This is a genomic window from Opitutia bacterium (genome assembly GCA_016217545.1).
Classification (GTDB): domain Bacteria; phylum Verrucomicrobiota; class Verrucomicrobiia; order Opitutales; family Opitutaceae; genus Didemnitutus.
Genome location: JACRHT010000006.1, coordinates 69,486 through 84,090, shown reverse-complemented (window position 1 = coordinate 84,090; position 14,605 = coordinate 69,486). Strand labels below are relative to the sequence as shown.

The following is a 14,605-nucleotide window of genomic DNA, read 5'->3' as shown; positions in this document are numbered from 1 at the left end:
CCATGGAATTTCTCAGCTCCCTCCTCGGCACCGTTTGGTCGATCTTCCTGATCGTCCTGTTCTTCGGCGGCTCGATCTTCGTGCACGAACTCGGCCACTTTCTCGCCGCCCGCCGCCGGGGCGTGACGGTCGAGCGCTTCTCGATCGGTTTCGGCCCAAAAATCTTCGGCTGGCGCGGCAAGGATGGCGTCGATTACCGCGTCTCGTGGCTTCCGCTCGGCGGCTACGTCGCCCTGCCGCAGCTCGCCGACATGGCGGAGCTCGAAGGCGGCAGCACGGTCGACGTGAAATCGCTCCCGCCGGTCAGCTATTCGACCAAGGTGATCGTGTTCGTCGCCGGCGCGGTGTTTAACCTCATCTTCGCGTTCCTGCTCGCCACCGTCCTCTGGCAAATCGGCCGCCCCGCGCCGGAAAGCGTCACGACGACGAAAATCGGCTACATTGCCGCGACCCTGAAAACCTCCGACGGCCACGAAGTGCAAAGTCCCGCCGCCAAAGCGGGCCTCCGTGTCGGGGACGTCATCCGCCGAGTGGACGGGCGCGAAGTGAACGACTGGATTCAATTCAAGAGCGCTCTGGTGCTGAGCACCAGCGTCGCCGACTCCGGCGATCGCTCCGCGATACTCACCATCGAACGCGACGGCCAAAGCATGGACATCACCGTCGAGCCCGTCCGCGCCGGCGAGGATCGCTTCCGCACCATCGGTGTCGCAGCGGCCTACTTGCCGGTCGTCGAAGGGGTTTTGCCCAACTCGTCTGCGGCGAAACTCGGCTTTCAGGCTGGCGACCGCTTCGTCGGCGTGAATGGCACACGCCTGCAGAGCTTCGACCAGCTCTACGAACACTTCGCGAAAAACAAAGCTCAGCCGACCGAGCTCACCCTCGCCCGCGCGGGCCGTGAAGTGCAACTAAGCCTGCCGCCGTTCGACGAGAAAAAGCAAAACCCGCTCACGGGTCTTCAGCTCACCATTCCTTACCAGTTGCTCCACGACACGCCCTGGCACCAGTTCGCCGACACCGTCGAGACCACCTTCCGCACCTTCTGGAGCCTCATCAGCCCGCGCGGCGACGTGAGCGCATCGAACCTCAGCGGCCCGATCGGCATCGGCCGCGGCTTCTGGGACGCCGCGCAATCCGACTACCCGCTGCGCTTCGCCACGTGGTTCGCGATCCTGGTGAACATCAACCTCGCGATCTTCAACCTGCTGCCGATTCCCGTCCTCGACGGTGGCCACATCCTCTTCGCCACCATCGCGAGACTCCGCGGCCGCCCGATCCCGTTCAACTTCATCGCCACGGCGCAGAGCGTGTTCGTCGTGCTCCTCCTCGGCATGATGCTTTACGTGACCGTCTTCGGCGACATCCGCCGCATCGTCCGCGACTACCGCGCCGAAGCCGCCGCGAAAGAACAAGTCGAGCAGCAGAAAAAAGCCGCCGAGCCGGCGAAGCCGTAACGCAGCTCGCCCTCCGGCGCAGGCGCTTGCGCAGGTGGGCGCCGGCGTCCCCGCCGGCGCCAAGAATTTTCGCAGCGGGCGCCGCGCCCGAGTCGCCGCCGGGACGTCGGCGACCACCTCCAGCCAACGCACCTGTCTTCCATCTTCCGGCCTTCGATCCCCAGCTCTCAGTCCTCCGTTCTCCGTCCTCCGAGCACAGCGCCCTCCGTTCTTGCCACTTGTTGCTAGGGCGACTTCTTACTTCCCCAGCCATGTCCTACTGCGCCTCCCGCTTCCACACGATCCGCCGCCGCACCGTCGAGGTGAAGGTCGGCTCCGTCGGCATCGGCGGCGCCAATCCCATCCGCGTGCAGTCGATGACGACGAGCGACACGCAGGACGTCGCCGCGACCGTGAAGCAATCCATCGCGCTCGCCGAGGTGGGCTGCGAAATCGTCCGCGTCACCGCCCCGAACGTCGCCGCCGCGAAGTGCCTCCGTGACATCCGCGCGCAACTCTCCGCCGCCGGCTTCGGCCACGTCCCGCTCGTGGCGGACATTCATTTTCTGCCGAACGCCGCGATGGAAGCCGTCGAACACGTGGAGAAAGTCCGCGTGAACCCCGGCAACTACGCCGACAAAAAGAAATTCGCGGTCCAGGAATACACCGACGCCGCCTACGACGAGGAACTCCACCGCATCCACGATGCGTTCTCCCCGCTCGTCCTCCGCTGCAAGGAACTCGGCCGCGCCCTCCGCATCGGCACCAACCACGGCTCGCTCTCCGACCGCATCATGAACCGTTACGGCGACACGCCGCTCGGCATGGTCGAGAGCGCGCTCGAGTTCGTCCGCATCTGCGAGTCGCACGGCTTCCACGACATCGTGCTCTCGATGAAAGCGAGCAACCCTAAGGTCATGATCCAGGCCTACCGCTTGCTCGTGGATAAAATGGACCGCGCGCACCGCGCCTACCCGCTCCACCTCGGCGTCACCGAGGCCGGCGACGGCGAGGACGGCCGTATCAAATCCGCCATCGGCATCGGCAGCCTCCTGATCGACGGACTCGGCGACACCATCCGTGTCTCGCTCACCGAAGATTCCGTCTACGAAATCCCCGTCGCCCGGGCGATCGCCGAGAAAGCGATGAGCCTGTGGCACTCGTCAGGCTCTCAGCTCTCAGCTCTCAGCTCTCAGCTTCCACAGACCGACGCCGTCGACCCCTTCGCCTACACCCGCCGCGAGACCGCCTCGCTCGAACTCTCGCCCGCATGCGTGGCCGGCGGCGAACAGCCGCCGCGCGTCATCGTCAGCGCTGGCACCGTCGGCAAAGTCGCCGAAGCCGCGCGCCTGCTCTCCGACCCGCGACTCAAGGACACTCCCGCCGAAGGTCTGATTGTCCGCGTCGACACGCCGAGCGATCTCGCCGAACTCGGCGACACCCTGAAGCGCACACCGCTTCCCGTGCAGTTTCTCGTCATCGAAACCGGCTCGCTCCTCATCGCGCAGGACTTCGCCGCCGTGCTCCCGCCCGATGGCGGCCGCGTCGTGCTCAGCCGCCGCTTCGGCGCCAAAGATGCCGCCGAACTCGAGGCCTTCGCCGCGCTCGTGCGCGAGCGCGAACATTTCCTCGCGATCGATCTCGCCGCGGACGCAGAACCCGCGCTGCTCGAAACCGTGAAGAAACTCGGCGACGCCCGCCTGCTCTTCACCCGCAGCCACGTCGGCGAGCACGCCGGCCATCCGACCGGCGCGTATCGCCGCCTGCGCGAATTCCTCCGCACCGCCGGCTCGCGCGCGCCGGTGTGGATCCGCAACACGCACGCGACTGCGGTGCTCGACGAAAACACGTTCCTGTCGCGCTTGCTCGAAGCGTCGTTCCTCACCGGCGGGTCGCTCTGCGACGGCCTCGGCGATTTCGTCAGCATCGAAACCGAGTCCGACACCCCGCGCGCCGCCAAGCTCGCCTACAACGTCCTCCAAGGCGCCGGCGCCCGCATCTCGAAGACGGAATTCGTCGCCTGTCCCAGCTGCGGCCGCACGCTCTTCGATCTGCAGACGACGACCCAGCGCATCCGCGCGCAGACCGGCCACCTCAAGGGTGTGAAGATCGCCATCATGGGCTGCATCGTGAACGGCCCCGGCGAGATGGCCGACGCGGACTTCGGCTACGTCGGCGGCGCGCCCGGCAAGATCAACCTCTACGTCGGGAAAAACTGCGTCCAATACAACATCCCGCAGAGCGAAGCCGACGCGCGGCTCATCGCGCTCATCCGCGAGCACGGCAAGTGGGTCGATCCCGAGCCGCATCAGCTCGCGCGTTGAACACGGCGCAGCGCCGGCGCGATTAGCGAAAAATTTCGCGTGCCACCCGCGGCCGTTTCGTGCGTCAAGCGACGGAAACGCAATCGAACCCCTTCGTGGAACCCACGTCCATTTCTCCGATTTCCGAGCGAAAATCTCTCCCCGCGCGCGCGAAATTCGCGGCAACCAAAAAAATGCCGAAAGTTATCCGCCCGGGCATGTGAACAAGTTGTCGGAAACATGGCCTTGAAACGCATTTTTTGATTCACGTTATTGTGTCTTTCTCCTTTAACGACCTTCCGCTCGTTTCGTTCTTTGCGGTTCCCCCGGCACTTTCAGTTCGTCACCTCGATTAGGACGCCCCCTAGACGCTGGCCATTATGCTTTTCCGCGGCCCCTTCCCCACGCCTGCGGCAGCCCGGCCAGAGACCCAATTTCACCTTTCGAGGCCTGTTTGACTGACCCTGCGCGGTGGACGCTGCAAACGTTCCGAAACCGGCGATGTGAATAAGCCTGCGTCCGTCACCAAGCCATGCCTCATCCTGCGCCCCAAACTTCCCTCTGGGAAACCGTGAAATGCGACCTTAAGGGTCTGTTTCCCGAGGATGTGTTCCAGATGTGGTTTGAGCCGATGAGCTGCCTCGAGGCCAACGAAGACGCCGTCGTGCTCGGCGTGCCGAACGACTTCGCCGCGATCTGGATTCACGACAACTACCTCGACCTGATCTCGCAGCGCATCCGGCTCACCGCCGGCCGCATGGTCCACGTCTCGCTGCGCAAGTCCGAGAGCAACGGCGCCAGCAGCCCCGTGCCGGTTCGCACCGAGCCGGCCCAGCGCCATCGCGCCGGCGCGAAGAGCCGCACCGTTCGCTACGACGAGCGCGCCGCCGTCGCCGGTTCGCTCAATCCGCGCAACACCTTCGAGAATTTCGTCGTCGGCGCCAACAACCAGCTCGCCCACGCCGCCTCGCTCGCCGTCGCGCAGGCGCCCGCGCAGGCCTACAATCCGCTCTTCATCCACGGCAGCACCGGGCTCGGCAAGACGCACCTGATGCACGCCATCGGGCACAGCATCCTGCAGCGCAACCCCGACGCCAAGGTCGCCTACCTCTCCACCGAGAAGTTCACCAACGAGTTCATCCACGCCATCCAGGAGAACTCGCTCACCAAGTTCCGCCAGCGCTACCGCAGCGTCGATGTTCTCCTCGTCGACGACATCCAGTTCCTCGCCGGCAAGGAGCGCATCCAGGAAGAGTTCTTCCACACGTTCAACGACCTCTTCGAGTCCGGCAAACAGATCATCCTCTCCAGCGATCGCCCCGTCACCGAGATCGCCGCGCTCGAGTCGCGCCTCGTCTCGCGCTTCCAGTGGGGCCTCGCCGCCGACATCCAGTCGCCCGACCTCGAGACCCGCGTCGCCATTCTCCGCACCAAAGCCAGCAGCCTCAAGGTCGACATCCCCATGCCGGTCCTCGAGTTCATGGCGCAGCACATCTCGAAGAACATCCGCCGCCTCGAGGGCGCGCTGATCAAGGTCTCGAGCTACTCCGCGCTCACCGGCAAGCCGCTCGATCTCCCCACGGCGGAAAACCTCCTCAAGGACGTGCTGATGGAAGAGGCGCAAAACCGCCTCAGCATCGAAGCCATCCAGAAGCGCGTCGCCGACCACTACCAGATCCGCCACTCGGACATGACGTCCAAGCGCCGGCCCAACGCCATCGCGTTCCCGCGCCAGATCGCCATGTATCTCTGCCGCCAGCTCACCCGCCACTCCCTCCAGGAAGTCGGCGACGCGTTCGGCGGCCGCGATCACGGCACCGTCATCCACGCCATCAAGACCGTGGAAAACATGATGGAGACCGACGACTCCGTGCGCGGCTCCGTCGACTTCCTGAAGGCGCAGCTCTCAAAGTAATTTTCGTCAGCACACACACCTGACAACCAACAAACGGCCGGACGCGAAAGCGCCCGGCCGTTTGCATTTCCCCCCTCCACGAGCGCGCATCGACTGCACGCACGAGATCGCCTGTGGCACCGTGCGCGGGAAAACGCCTCAGAGCGACGTCACGCTCACATGCTGATCGGAACGACCGAAGCTCCTGCCGGTTGGTCGATTCGTGCGTGTCTTCTCGCGACGCCGATTCAGCGCCACGATCTCGCGCTCTGCCTGCAGCCAGATCGGCACATCGCATCCCGCCGGCCGCCCCGCCTGACGCCAGAGCGCGGAGGCCCGGGAGGCGATGTCGCGGCGACTGCCGCTCGCGAGACGCAAAGGCCGCACCAGCACCGAAGGAATGGTTTTCATTCCCTACCTTGCGCCCTTCCCCGGGAATAGCAAACCACGCCCCGCCCCGCGCCTCCGCCACGCTTGCAATCGCTTTTCCGACCTCGAAAATGCCCCTCCCGATGACTCTCTCTCCCGAACAGAAAACCGCGGTCGCTGCGTGGATCGCCGCCGGCGACAATCTCTCCACCGTCCAGAAAAAGCTCGGCGAGGAATTCAAGATCTCCCTCACCTACCGCGACGTCCGCTTCCTGGTCGACGACCTCGAACTCGAACTCAAGGACCCGGCGCCCAAGGTCGACACGAGCGATGTGACGAAGGCCGCGCCAGCGCCCCGCGCCCCCGCGCCGGAGAAGAAGGGCATGCTCGACAAATTGAAGGAGAAAGTCGGCCTCGGCTCCCCTGCCGACGAGACTCACGGCGACGACGAGGACGAGTTGCCGGCGGAAGAATTTCCCGAGGAAGAAATGCCCGCCGCTCCCGCCGCCGCAGGCAGCGTGACCGTCGAGCTCGACCGCATCGTGCGCCCCGGTTTCGCCATGAGCGGCACCGTGGCGTTCAGCGACGGCGTCAGCGGCAAGTGGGCGCTCGATCAATACGGCCGCCTCATGCTCGACACCGGCACGCCCGGCTACAAGCCGAGCGCGCCCGACGTGCAGGCCTTCCAACGCGAACTCAGCGCCCAGCTCCAGCGCCAGGGCTATTGAGTCGCTCCCGCCGGAGCAGCTGAAGCCGCCGGCTTCCCATCGCGCCGCGCCCGCCTTTTCGTCATGTCCGAATACACCTTCGAAGTCGTGCGAACGATCCCCGCGTCGTCCGCCAAGATCTACGCCCTCGTGGCCGATTACCGCGTCGGCCACCCGAGCATCCTGCCGCGCCCGCCTTTCGGCGAGCTCGTCGTCGAGGAGGGCGGCATCGGCGCCGGCACGGTGATCCGTTTCGAACTGAAACTCGCGGGAAAATGGCACACGACGCGCGCACGCATCACCGAGCCCAAGCCCGGCATGCAGCTCGACGAGTCCGACCTCGCCGGCAATTTCGTCACCAGCTACCACTTCGAACCGCTGTCGGCGGCCGAGACGCGCCTCACCATCCGCACTGTCGCGCGCACCCGCGCGGGCGGCCTCGCCGGTTGGCTCGAGCGCTTCTTCACGCCGCGGATGCTGAAGCCGGTCTACGAGCGCGAACTCGACCTGCTCACCGCCAAGGTCGTCGTATCGGCCTCGTGAGGTAGGGCGGGACCGCTGGGACCGCCGCGAAGCGAGTGCCACGATTTCGCCTGCTCGGCGATCGCACGCTACGCCCCCAGCAACCGCCGCAGCTCCGCTTCGTCGATTACCGGCACACCGAGTTCGCGCGCCTTGTCGAGTTTCGATCCAGCTTCCTCACCCGCGAGGACGTAGCTCGTTTTCTTGCTCACGCTGCCGCTCGTCTTGCCGCCCGCCGCTACGATCAGCGCCGACGCCTCGTCGCGCGACAGCGTGGGCAGCGTGCCCGTAAGCACGAAAGTTTTCCCCGTGAACACGCCCTGCACCGGCGCCGTCGCCAGCCGTGCCGCCGCGGGCACGATACCGAGCTCGCCGAGTCGCGCCACCGCACGTCGGCCGCGCTCACTGGCAAAATACGCCACCGCATGACGTGCCACCTCCGCGCCGATTTTGTCGGCGCCGGGCGTGCGCGCGCGAAGCTCCTCGAGCGCCGTCTTTTCGCCCGCCAGCTCTGCGTGACGCGTCGCGCGCGCGGCGCGCTCCGCTTCGTCCTTCGGCGGATTCAGGCGCGAGCGCGGGCTGATGCGCGTCATCTCCTCCGTCACATCGGCCAGACGCGCAAGCTTGGGCAACACTTCGGAGTTCGCCACCGCCGCCAGTGTGCCGTGCACCGCCGCGATGTCCTGCGCCGTGGCGCCGCCGACGTCGCGAATTTGCAACGCCAGCAACCATCGATCCAGCGGCAGCGCGCGCGCTCGCGCGATGGCTTCGACAATCTTGGTCGCGTTCTTCACGCCGAGCACACGCGGCGCCTCCTCGGTGCCGAGGTTGAGCGCGCCGAGCTTCTCCGCTTCGAGCGCGAACAGATCGAATACATCGCGCACGGCGCCAGAGCGCACCAGCGCCTCGGCCACGACACCGCCCAGTCCTTCGAGATCGAGCACCGTGCGCCCGGCCACGTAGTCGAGGCGGCCTGTCAGCTGCGCCGCGCAATCGGAATTCGGGCATCGCACCGCGACCTCGCCTTCGACGCGCACGACGGGCGTCGTGCACACCGGACAGGCCACCGGAAAAACATACGGCACGCACTCCGGCGCGCGACGCGCGAGCGTGACGCCGATCACGGCCGGGATGATCTCACCGGCTTTCTCCACCGAAACGTAGTCGCCCACGCGGATGTCCTTGCGCGCGATCTCGTCCTGATTGTGCAACGTCGCGCGGCTCACGGTCGTGCCCGCGAGTTGCACTGGCTCGAGTTCGGCCACGGGCGTGAGCACGCCCGTGCGGCCGACTTGGATCGTGATGCCTTTGAGACGCGTCTCGGCGCGCTCGGGCGCGAATTTGTAGGCGCAAGCCCAGCGCGGCGACAGTTTGCGCGCGCTCTGCCCCTCGCCACGGTAGCCGGCGCGCGCCTGCAACTCGAAGTCGTCGAGCTTCACCACCGCGCCGTCGGTCGCGTAGGGCAGTTTCTCCCGCAAGCCATCGAGCGCGCGGATCGCGGCGACGGTTTCCTCGATGCCGCGCGTTTGCCGGCGGTGTTCCAGCGTGGGCAGGCCCCACGCAGCGAGCGCGGCGTGCCACGCGGCCTGCGATTGCACGAGGTCGGCCGGCGCGCAGGCGCCGAGCCCATAGAGCACGATCTCGAGGCCGCGCGCTTTCACGACGGCCGAGTCGAGCAGCTTCAGCGTGCCGGAGGCGAGGTTGCGCGGATTGGCGTAGGGCTCGAGGCCGTCGTCGACCTGCTGCTGGTTGATGCGGGCGAACTCCGCGAACCGCAGGAAAATCTCGCCGCGAATCTCGACCAAGTCCGGCACCGGCGGCAGTGCGAGGTCGTCGGGGCGGCGCAGCTCATGCGGCAGGTTGGCGATGGTGCGGACGTTGGCCGTGACGTCGTCGCCTTCCTCGCCGTCGCCGCGCGTCACGGCGCGCGTGAGCCGGCCCTTTTCGTAGGTGAGGCTGATGGAGGCGCCGTCGATCTTCGGCTCGACCGAGTAGAGCAGGTCGTCGCGGCCGACGAGTTTCACGAGTCGCGTGTGGAAGTCCCGCAGTTCGCCCTCGTCGTAGGTGTTGTCGAGCGTCGTCATCGCCTGCCGGTGCTTCACCCGCGTGAAGCCCTCGGTCCGGTCGTCGCCGATCGATTGCGTGGGCGAGTCGGCGGCGGCGAATTGCGGGAACTCCTTCTCGAGGTCCGCCAGCCGTCGTTTCAGTTGGTCGAACTCGAAGTCGCCGATCTCCGGTCGCGCCGCGTCGTAGAGCGCCTGATGGCGCGCCACCTCGGCGCGGAGCGCGACGATTTCCTGGTGGGCTTCGGCGGGATTCATGCGACGGCGAAAGTTGGACGCATCCTCAGCTGGTTTTCAACTCCGCCGACGCCGCGCCAGCGCGCGCTCCAGCGTCGCCCGATACCACGCCCAATGCGCGTAGGCCGTCACGGCGACGATCGCGCCCAGCGTGTCGGCGACCCAGTCGTCGAATTCCATGCTGCGGCCCGGCGTGAAGCTCTGATGCAACTCGTCCGTCAGGCCGAAGACCGACACCACCACGATCGGCAGCCACGCGCGACCGGGCACGAACCCGTTCCTCGCCACCAGCGTGGCCAGCAGCCCGAAAATCGAAAAATGCGCCAGCTTGTCGAAATCGACGATGTCCGGCATCCCCACCTGTCCGCGACCCGAAGCGCACACGATCACCGTGGCCAGCGCCGCCGGCCACAGCCACCCGCGCCAGCCGTGGGGCGATGAAAACTGCATCCCCCAGCCTACGCTGCGCCGGCTCCACTCCGACAAGGCAATTTCGCCGAAAATCCGCCCGTTCGCGCCACCGGATTGAAGCGCAAATTCCGAGGCGATTCGGTCAAATGATACAGTGAGCCGGCACTTGCGGCGCCGCCCCCCCGCCGCCAACGTAGCGCCCGATGAATTCCCTGCTCACGGACCGCAGCATCCTATGGCTCGGCACCCTGCTTTACCTGGCGGGGTTTGTGGCGGGCTGCGTCCAGTTGCTCCGCAAGCAACACGCCACCGGCGACCGCACGTTGCTGAACATCCTGCTGGCCTTCGGCCTCGCGACGCAGACCGCCGGCCTCTACGTGCGCGGACTCGCCCACGGCGGCTGCCCGTTGGGCAACCAGTTCGAGATCGTCCAATTCGTCGCGTGGTCCGCGATGGTGCTCTACTTCGCCGTCGGCCCCGCTTTCCGCGTCAGTTTGCTCGGCCTGTTTTCCTCCGGCTACGCCGCCAGCCTCGCCACCATCTCGCTGGCCATCCCGCAATGGGACCTCACGCGCAGCACAAAGCTCTTCGGCAACAATCCGTGGATCGAGTTTCACGCCGCGCTCGCGGTGTTCAGCTACGGCGTCTTCGGCCTGCTGGCGCTCACGTCGATCATGCACCTGCTGCAAAACTGGGCGCTGAAACAGAAGCGCCTCGACGGCCTGTTCTGGTTCCTTCCGTCCGTCGTGCAGCTCGATCAGATCAATCGCCGCATGCTCATCGCCGGCGTCAGCCTGCTCACGATCTCGCTCTGCGTCGGCGCCTCGTGGTGGGTGCGCGACACGGCGTCCGTCCACTGGCCGAAGCTCCTCGTCACCCTTTCCGTCTGGTTCGTCTACACGCTCGCCCTCACGCTCCGCTGGCGCGGCGTGCTCTACGCCGTGCGCTTCTCCTGGGCGTGCGTCATCCTGTTCATGCTCGCGATGATGTCCCTCGGGCCGATCAACGCCAACCGTGAGTCCCACCGCGTGGAACTCACGCCGGAACGCTGAGCCATGGAGAGCCAGTCCCCCGTCCTCGTCCTCTTCGGCGCCAGCCACCACACTGCGCCCATGTCGGTGCGCGAACGCCTGGCGTTCGACGAAGCCCGCGCCAACCAGCTCGCCGAACGCCTCCGCGCCACGCCGGGCGTGCGCGAGTTCGCGCTGCTCAACACCTGCAATCGCGTCGAACTCTACGGCGTGGCCGAGAACTCCACCACCGCCGAGGCCGTCCGCCGCACCATCAGCGAGATCACCGGCTGCGCCCCCACCGAGCTTGATGGCGTGGTCGTCCGCCGCGACAACCACGACGCCATCGCCCACCTGTTCGAAGTCGCCTCCGGGCTCGACTCGCAGATCGTCGGCGAGGTCGAGATCCTCGGGCAGGTGAAGAACGCCTACGACAAGGCGCTCGAGCGCAAATGGACCGGCCCGGTGCTGAACCGCGTCTTCCAAAAAACCTTCCAGGCCGCGAAGCACATCCGCACCAACACCGCCATCGGCGCCGGTCAGGTCAGCATCGCCACCGTCGCCGTCGACCTCGCCGGCAAGATCTTCGGCGAACTCGCCGAGACCAAGGTCCTCGTCGTCGGCGCGGGCGAGATCGGCCTCAAGACGGCCCAAGCCGCCCAGAGTCGCGGCGCCCGATCGATCACCGTCGCCAGCCGCACCCTCTCGCGCGCCGAGGAGACCGCCGCGGCCACCGGCGGTTGGGCTGCCACGATGGCGGAGCTGCCGGAGCTGCTCGCTGCGTCGGACTTCGTCGTCAGTTCGACCAGTTCCCCGAACGCGGTCATCACGCGCGACCTCGTGGCCGGCATCCTGCGCAAGCGCGCCGGCCGTCCGCTCTTCCTCATCGACCTCGCGCTCCCGCGCGACATCGAGCCCGAGTGCGCCGGCCTGCCGAGCGTCTACGTCTACAATCTCGACGACCTCGCGCAAATCGCGGAGGCCAACCTCGCGCAACGCCAGGCCGAGGTCGCGAAATGCCGCGCCATCCTCGCCGAGCGCACCGCTCAGCTCTGGCCTGCCGTCGCCCACTCGCTCGGCACGAACAACACGCCGAAGCCGCTCGCGTGAGCTGGTTCGGCGTCGCCCGCTCGCGTTGCGAACTAACGCGCCCGAAAGGCCTCCGCACGTGGTTTCCCGGTGGAGGGCGCGGCTACCGCCGCGCTGCGAATGTCCCACCGCGTTCCTCGCACGGCGCGGCGGTAGCCGCGCCCTCCAAGTGCGACCCTTGGTGGAGTGCTTTCATGGCGGCCTGCAAATCTACGCCGCCAAATGCGAGCGTTCCGCGAGCTTTTCGCGCGCACGCGCCAGCGCCTTCGATAGTTCCGGCGTCTTGATCGGCTTGGCGAGGTAATCGTCCATGCCGGCGCTTAGGCAGGCTTCGCGGTCGCCTTGCATGGCATTCGCGGTGAGAGCGATCATCCACGGCCGCGCCGCGGGTGAAGGACGCAGCTGCACGAGTCGCCGCGCCGTCTCCAAGCCGTCCATCTCCGGCATCTGCACGTCGAGCAGGATGATGTCGTAGCGCTGACGCTCCAACGCCGCGAGCACCTCGAGTCCGTTGGCCGCCACGTCCGCGCGATAGCCGAGATTGCGCAACATCAGGAGCGCGACCTTCTGGTTCACCGGATTGTCCTCGGCCAGCAGCACGCGCTCCGTTTGCTGGAACTCGGGCTCGATCGCGGCCTGCGCCGGCGTGATCGGCTTCAGAATCGTCGTGGGCTCCTCGACCTCGCGGGGACCGAGCACGCGCGCCAAGGCATCGACGAGCAGCGACGGCTTCACGGGCTTCATCAGGTTTGCGGCAAAAAGGTTGGCCGGCACGCGATTGCCGACCGACGACAGCAGCACCAGCGGCAACTCTTCGGCCGGGACAAATTTCCGAATCTCCTCCGCGAGCATGTGTCCGTCGAAGTCCGGCATCTGCATGTCGAGGACGGCGACATCGAAGTGCCGGCCTCCGCGCAGGAGCTTGAGCGCCTCGTCGGCCGACGCGACGCCATGCGGGATCATGCCCCAGCCGCGCGCGAGTTCGCCGAGGATGCGGAGGTTCGTGGCGTTGTCGTCGACCATCAGCAGGTGTCGGTTCTCCAACGTCGAGCGCGCGGCGTTGATGAACGGCCGCGGCTTGCTCGCGGCGGCCTCCAGCTTGACCGTGAAAAAAAATGTCGAGCCGACGCCGGGCGTGCTCTCCACCCACATGCGTCCGTCCATGAGCTCGGCGAGGCGCTTGCTGATGGCCAGACCGAGACCCGTGCCGCCGAACCGGCGCGTCGTCGAGGCGTCCACCTGCGAAAACGACTGGAACAACCGCCCCATCGCCTCCGGCGCGATGCCGATGCCCGTGTCGCGCACCGCGAAGAGCACCTCGGCCACGCCTTCCGCCGGCGCGAGCGTGTAGGGCCGCACGGACAGCACGACTTCGCCCTTTTGCGTGAACTTGATCGCGTTGCCGAGGAGGTTGACGAGCACCTGGCGCAGGCGCGAAGCGTCGCCACGCACGTTGTTGGGCACTCCGTCGGCGAACTCGTAGAGCAAGTCGATGCGCTTCTCCGACGCCTTGGTCGCGAGCACGTCGAGCGCGCCCTCGACGCAATCGCGCAATGAAAACTCGAGACACTCGAGCTCCATGCGACCGGACTCGATCTTCGAAAAATCGAGAATGTCATTGATGATCGTCAGCAGCGCCTCGCCGCTGGTGCGGATCGTGTCGGCGAATTCCCGCTGCTCGCGCGTGAGCGGCGAATCGAGCAGCAGGCTCGTCATGCCGATGACGCCGTTCATCGGCGTGCGGATTTCGTGGCTCATCATGGCGAGGAACTGGCTCTTGGCCTGGCTCGCGAGATTCGCCTCCACGGCGGATTGCTGCGCGTGGGAAATCACCTCTTCAAGCTGCTCGTTCAATGTCGCCGCCGCCTCCATGGCCGACTGGATTTCGGCCTCGCGCGCCTTCTTGTCGGTGATGTCGACGATCGACGCCACTTCCTCGAGCGGCGCGTCGGGCGACGAGCGAAACGCCTTCACGGTCAGGTGACACCAGCGGATCGAGCCGTCCGCCCGCACGTAGCGCTTTTCCATCGAATAGCGGTTCACCTCTCCGCGCGTGAGCCGCGCCTGCTGTTGCTGTTGAGCCGTCCAGTCGCTCGCGTGGGTTACGGCGCGAAACGCCTCGGGGTCGAGCGCCTGCTCGCGCGTGAGCCCGCTCAGGCGCAGCACCGCGTCGTTGATCCACGTTTCGCGCGGTTCGCTGTATTTCACCCAACTCACGCCCATCGGCAGCGCGTTCAGAATAAACCGGTATTGCGCCTCGCGATGCGCGATCTCGCGGGTCATCCGCTCCGCGAGAGCGAGCGAGTGGCGACGACCGTGGACGAGGATCCAAGCCAGCGCCGCCGCAAACACCGTCGCAGCCCCACCGCTCGCCATCACGACGAACTGCATGGTGCGATTGCCCGGCTGCCGCGCGTCCGCGACGGAAGCGACCGCCAGGGTCGCGACCACGCCGACCGCGAGCGTTAACGCCGGCAGCCACCGGCTCCGCAGGAGGCGGTTGGTCGTGGGAATGGGGGACATTGCGTCCCTTTTATCGGCACAAGCTCCCGTTTCCTGACCTGAAA

At 66.6% G+C, this 14,605-nt stretch carries 11 protein-coding genes; 7 read left to right on the top strand and 4 right to left on the bottom strand.

The window, feature by feature from the left end:
* Positions 1 to 2 precede the first annotated feature (2 nt).
* The 3 genes from rseP (at position 3) to dnaA (ending at position 5,651) form a co-directional block, all read left to right on the top strand.
* Positions 3 to 1,454, top strand: coding sequence for an RIP metalloprotease RseP (rseP, locus tag HZA32_05180; protein MBI5423457.1), 1,452 nt, complete (start codon positions 3 to 5; stop codon positions 1,452 to 1,454).
* A 251-nt stretch (positions 1,455 to 1,705) separates the two neighbouring features.
* Positions 1,706 to 3,757, top strand: a complete 2,052-nt coding sequence (gene ispG, locus HZA32_05175; GenBank protein ID MBI5423456.1) for a (E)-4-hydroxy-3-methylbut-2-enyl-diphosphate synthase — start codon at positions 1,706 to 1,708, stop codon at positions 3,755 to 3,757.
* Positions 3,758 to 4,268: 511 nt separating this feature from the next.
* The gene (gene dnaA, locus HZA32_05170) at positions 4,269 to 5,651 is read left to right on the top strand and encodes a chromosomal replication initiator protein DnaA (GenBank protein ID MBI5423455.1); all 1,383 of its coding nucleotides are present in this window, start codon (positions 4,269 to 4,271) and stop codon (positions 5,649 to 5,651) included.
* 138 nt (positions 5,652 to 5,789) lie between these two features.
* Here dnaA and HZA32_05165 read toward each other — a convergent pair whose 3' ends face one another.
* Positions 5,790 to 6,041, bottom strand: a complete 252-nt coding sequence (locus HZA32_05165; GenBank protein ID MBI5423454.1) for a DUF2934 domain-containing protein — start codon at positions 6,039 to 6,041, stop codon at positions 5,790 to 5,792.
* Positions 6,042 to 6,142: 101 nt separating this feature from the next.
* Here HZA32_05165 and HZA32_05160 point away from each other — a divergent pair, with 101 nt between their 5' ends.
* Positions 6,143 to 6,727: a hypothetical protein gene (locus HZA32_05160; GenBank protein MBI5423453.1), complete on the top strand. Its 585-nt coding sequence runs from the start codon at positions 6,143 to 6,145 to the stop codon at positions 6,725 to 6,727.
* 63 nt (positions 6,728 to 6,790) lie between these two features.
* A complete protein-coding gene (locus HZA32_05155; GenBank protein MBI5423452.1) occupies positions 6,791 to 7,249 on the top strand; it encodes an SRPBCC family protein in 459 nt (152 codons plus the stop codon).
* 68 nt (positions 7,250 to 7,317) lie between these two features.
* Here HZA32_05155 and ligA read toward each other — a convergent pair whose 3' ends face one another.
* Positions 7,318 to 9,312, bottom strand: coding sequence for an NAD-dependent DNA ligase LigA (gene ligA, locus HZA32_05150; protein MBI5423451.1), 1,995 nt, complete (start codon positions 9,310 to 9,312; stop codon positions 7,318 to 7,320).
* Between the two features lie 273 nt (positions 9,313 to 9,585).
* Positions 9,586 to 9,978, bottom strand: a complete 393-nt coding sequence (locus HZA32_05145; protein ID MBI5423450.1) for a VanZ family protein — start codon at positions 9,976 to 9,978, stop codon at positions 9,586 to 9,588.
* 164 nt (positions 9,979 to 10,142) lie between these two features.
* On the opposite strand from HZA32_05145, the gene ccsA reads away from it, so the two are divergent.
* Positions 10,143 to 10,991 (top strand): cytochrome c biogenesis protein CcsA, encoded by an 849-nt coding sequence (gene ccsA / locus HZA32_05140; protein ID MBI5423449.1) that lies wholly within the window; start codon positions 10,143 to 10,145, stop codon positions 10,989 to 10,991.
* Between the two features lie 3 nt (positions 10,992 to 10,994).
* Entirely contained in the window at positions 10,995 to 12,059 is a 1,065-nt protein-coding gene (locus HZA32_05135) for a glutamyl-tRNA reductase (protein ID MBI5423448.1), read from the top strand.
* 189 nt (positions 12,060 to 12,248) lie between these two features.
* On the opposite strand, the gene HZA32_05130 is transcribed toward HZA32_05135, so the two are convergent.
* A complete protein-coding gene (locus tag HZA32_05130) occupies positions 12,249 to 14,561 on the bottom strand; it encodes a response regulator (GenBank protein MBI5423447.1) in 2,313 nt (770 codons plus the stop codon).
* Positions 14,562 to 14,605 lie beyond the last annotated feature (44 nt).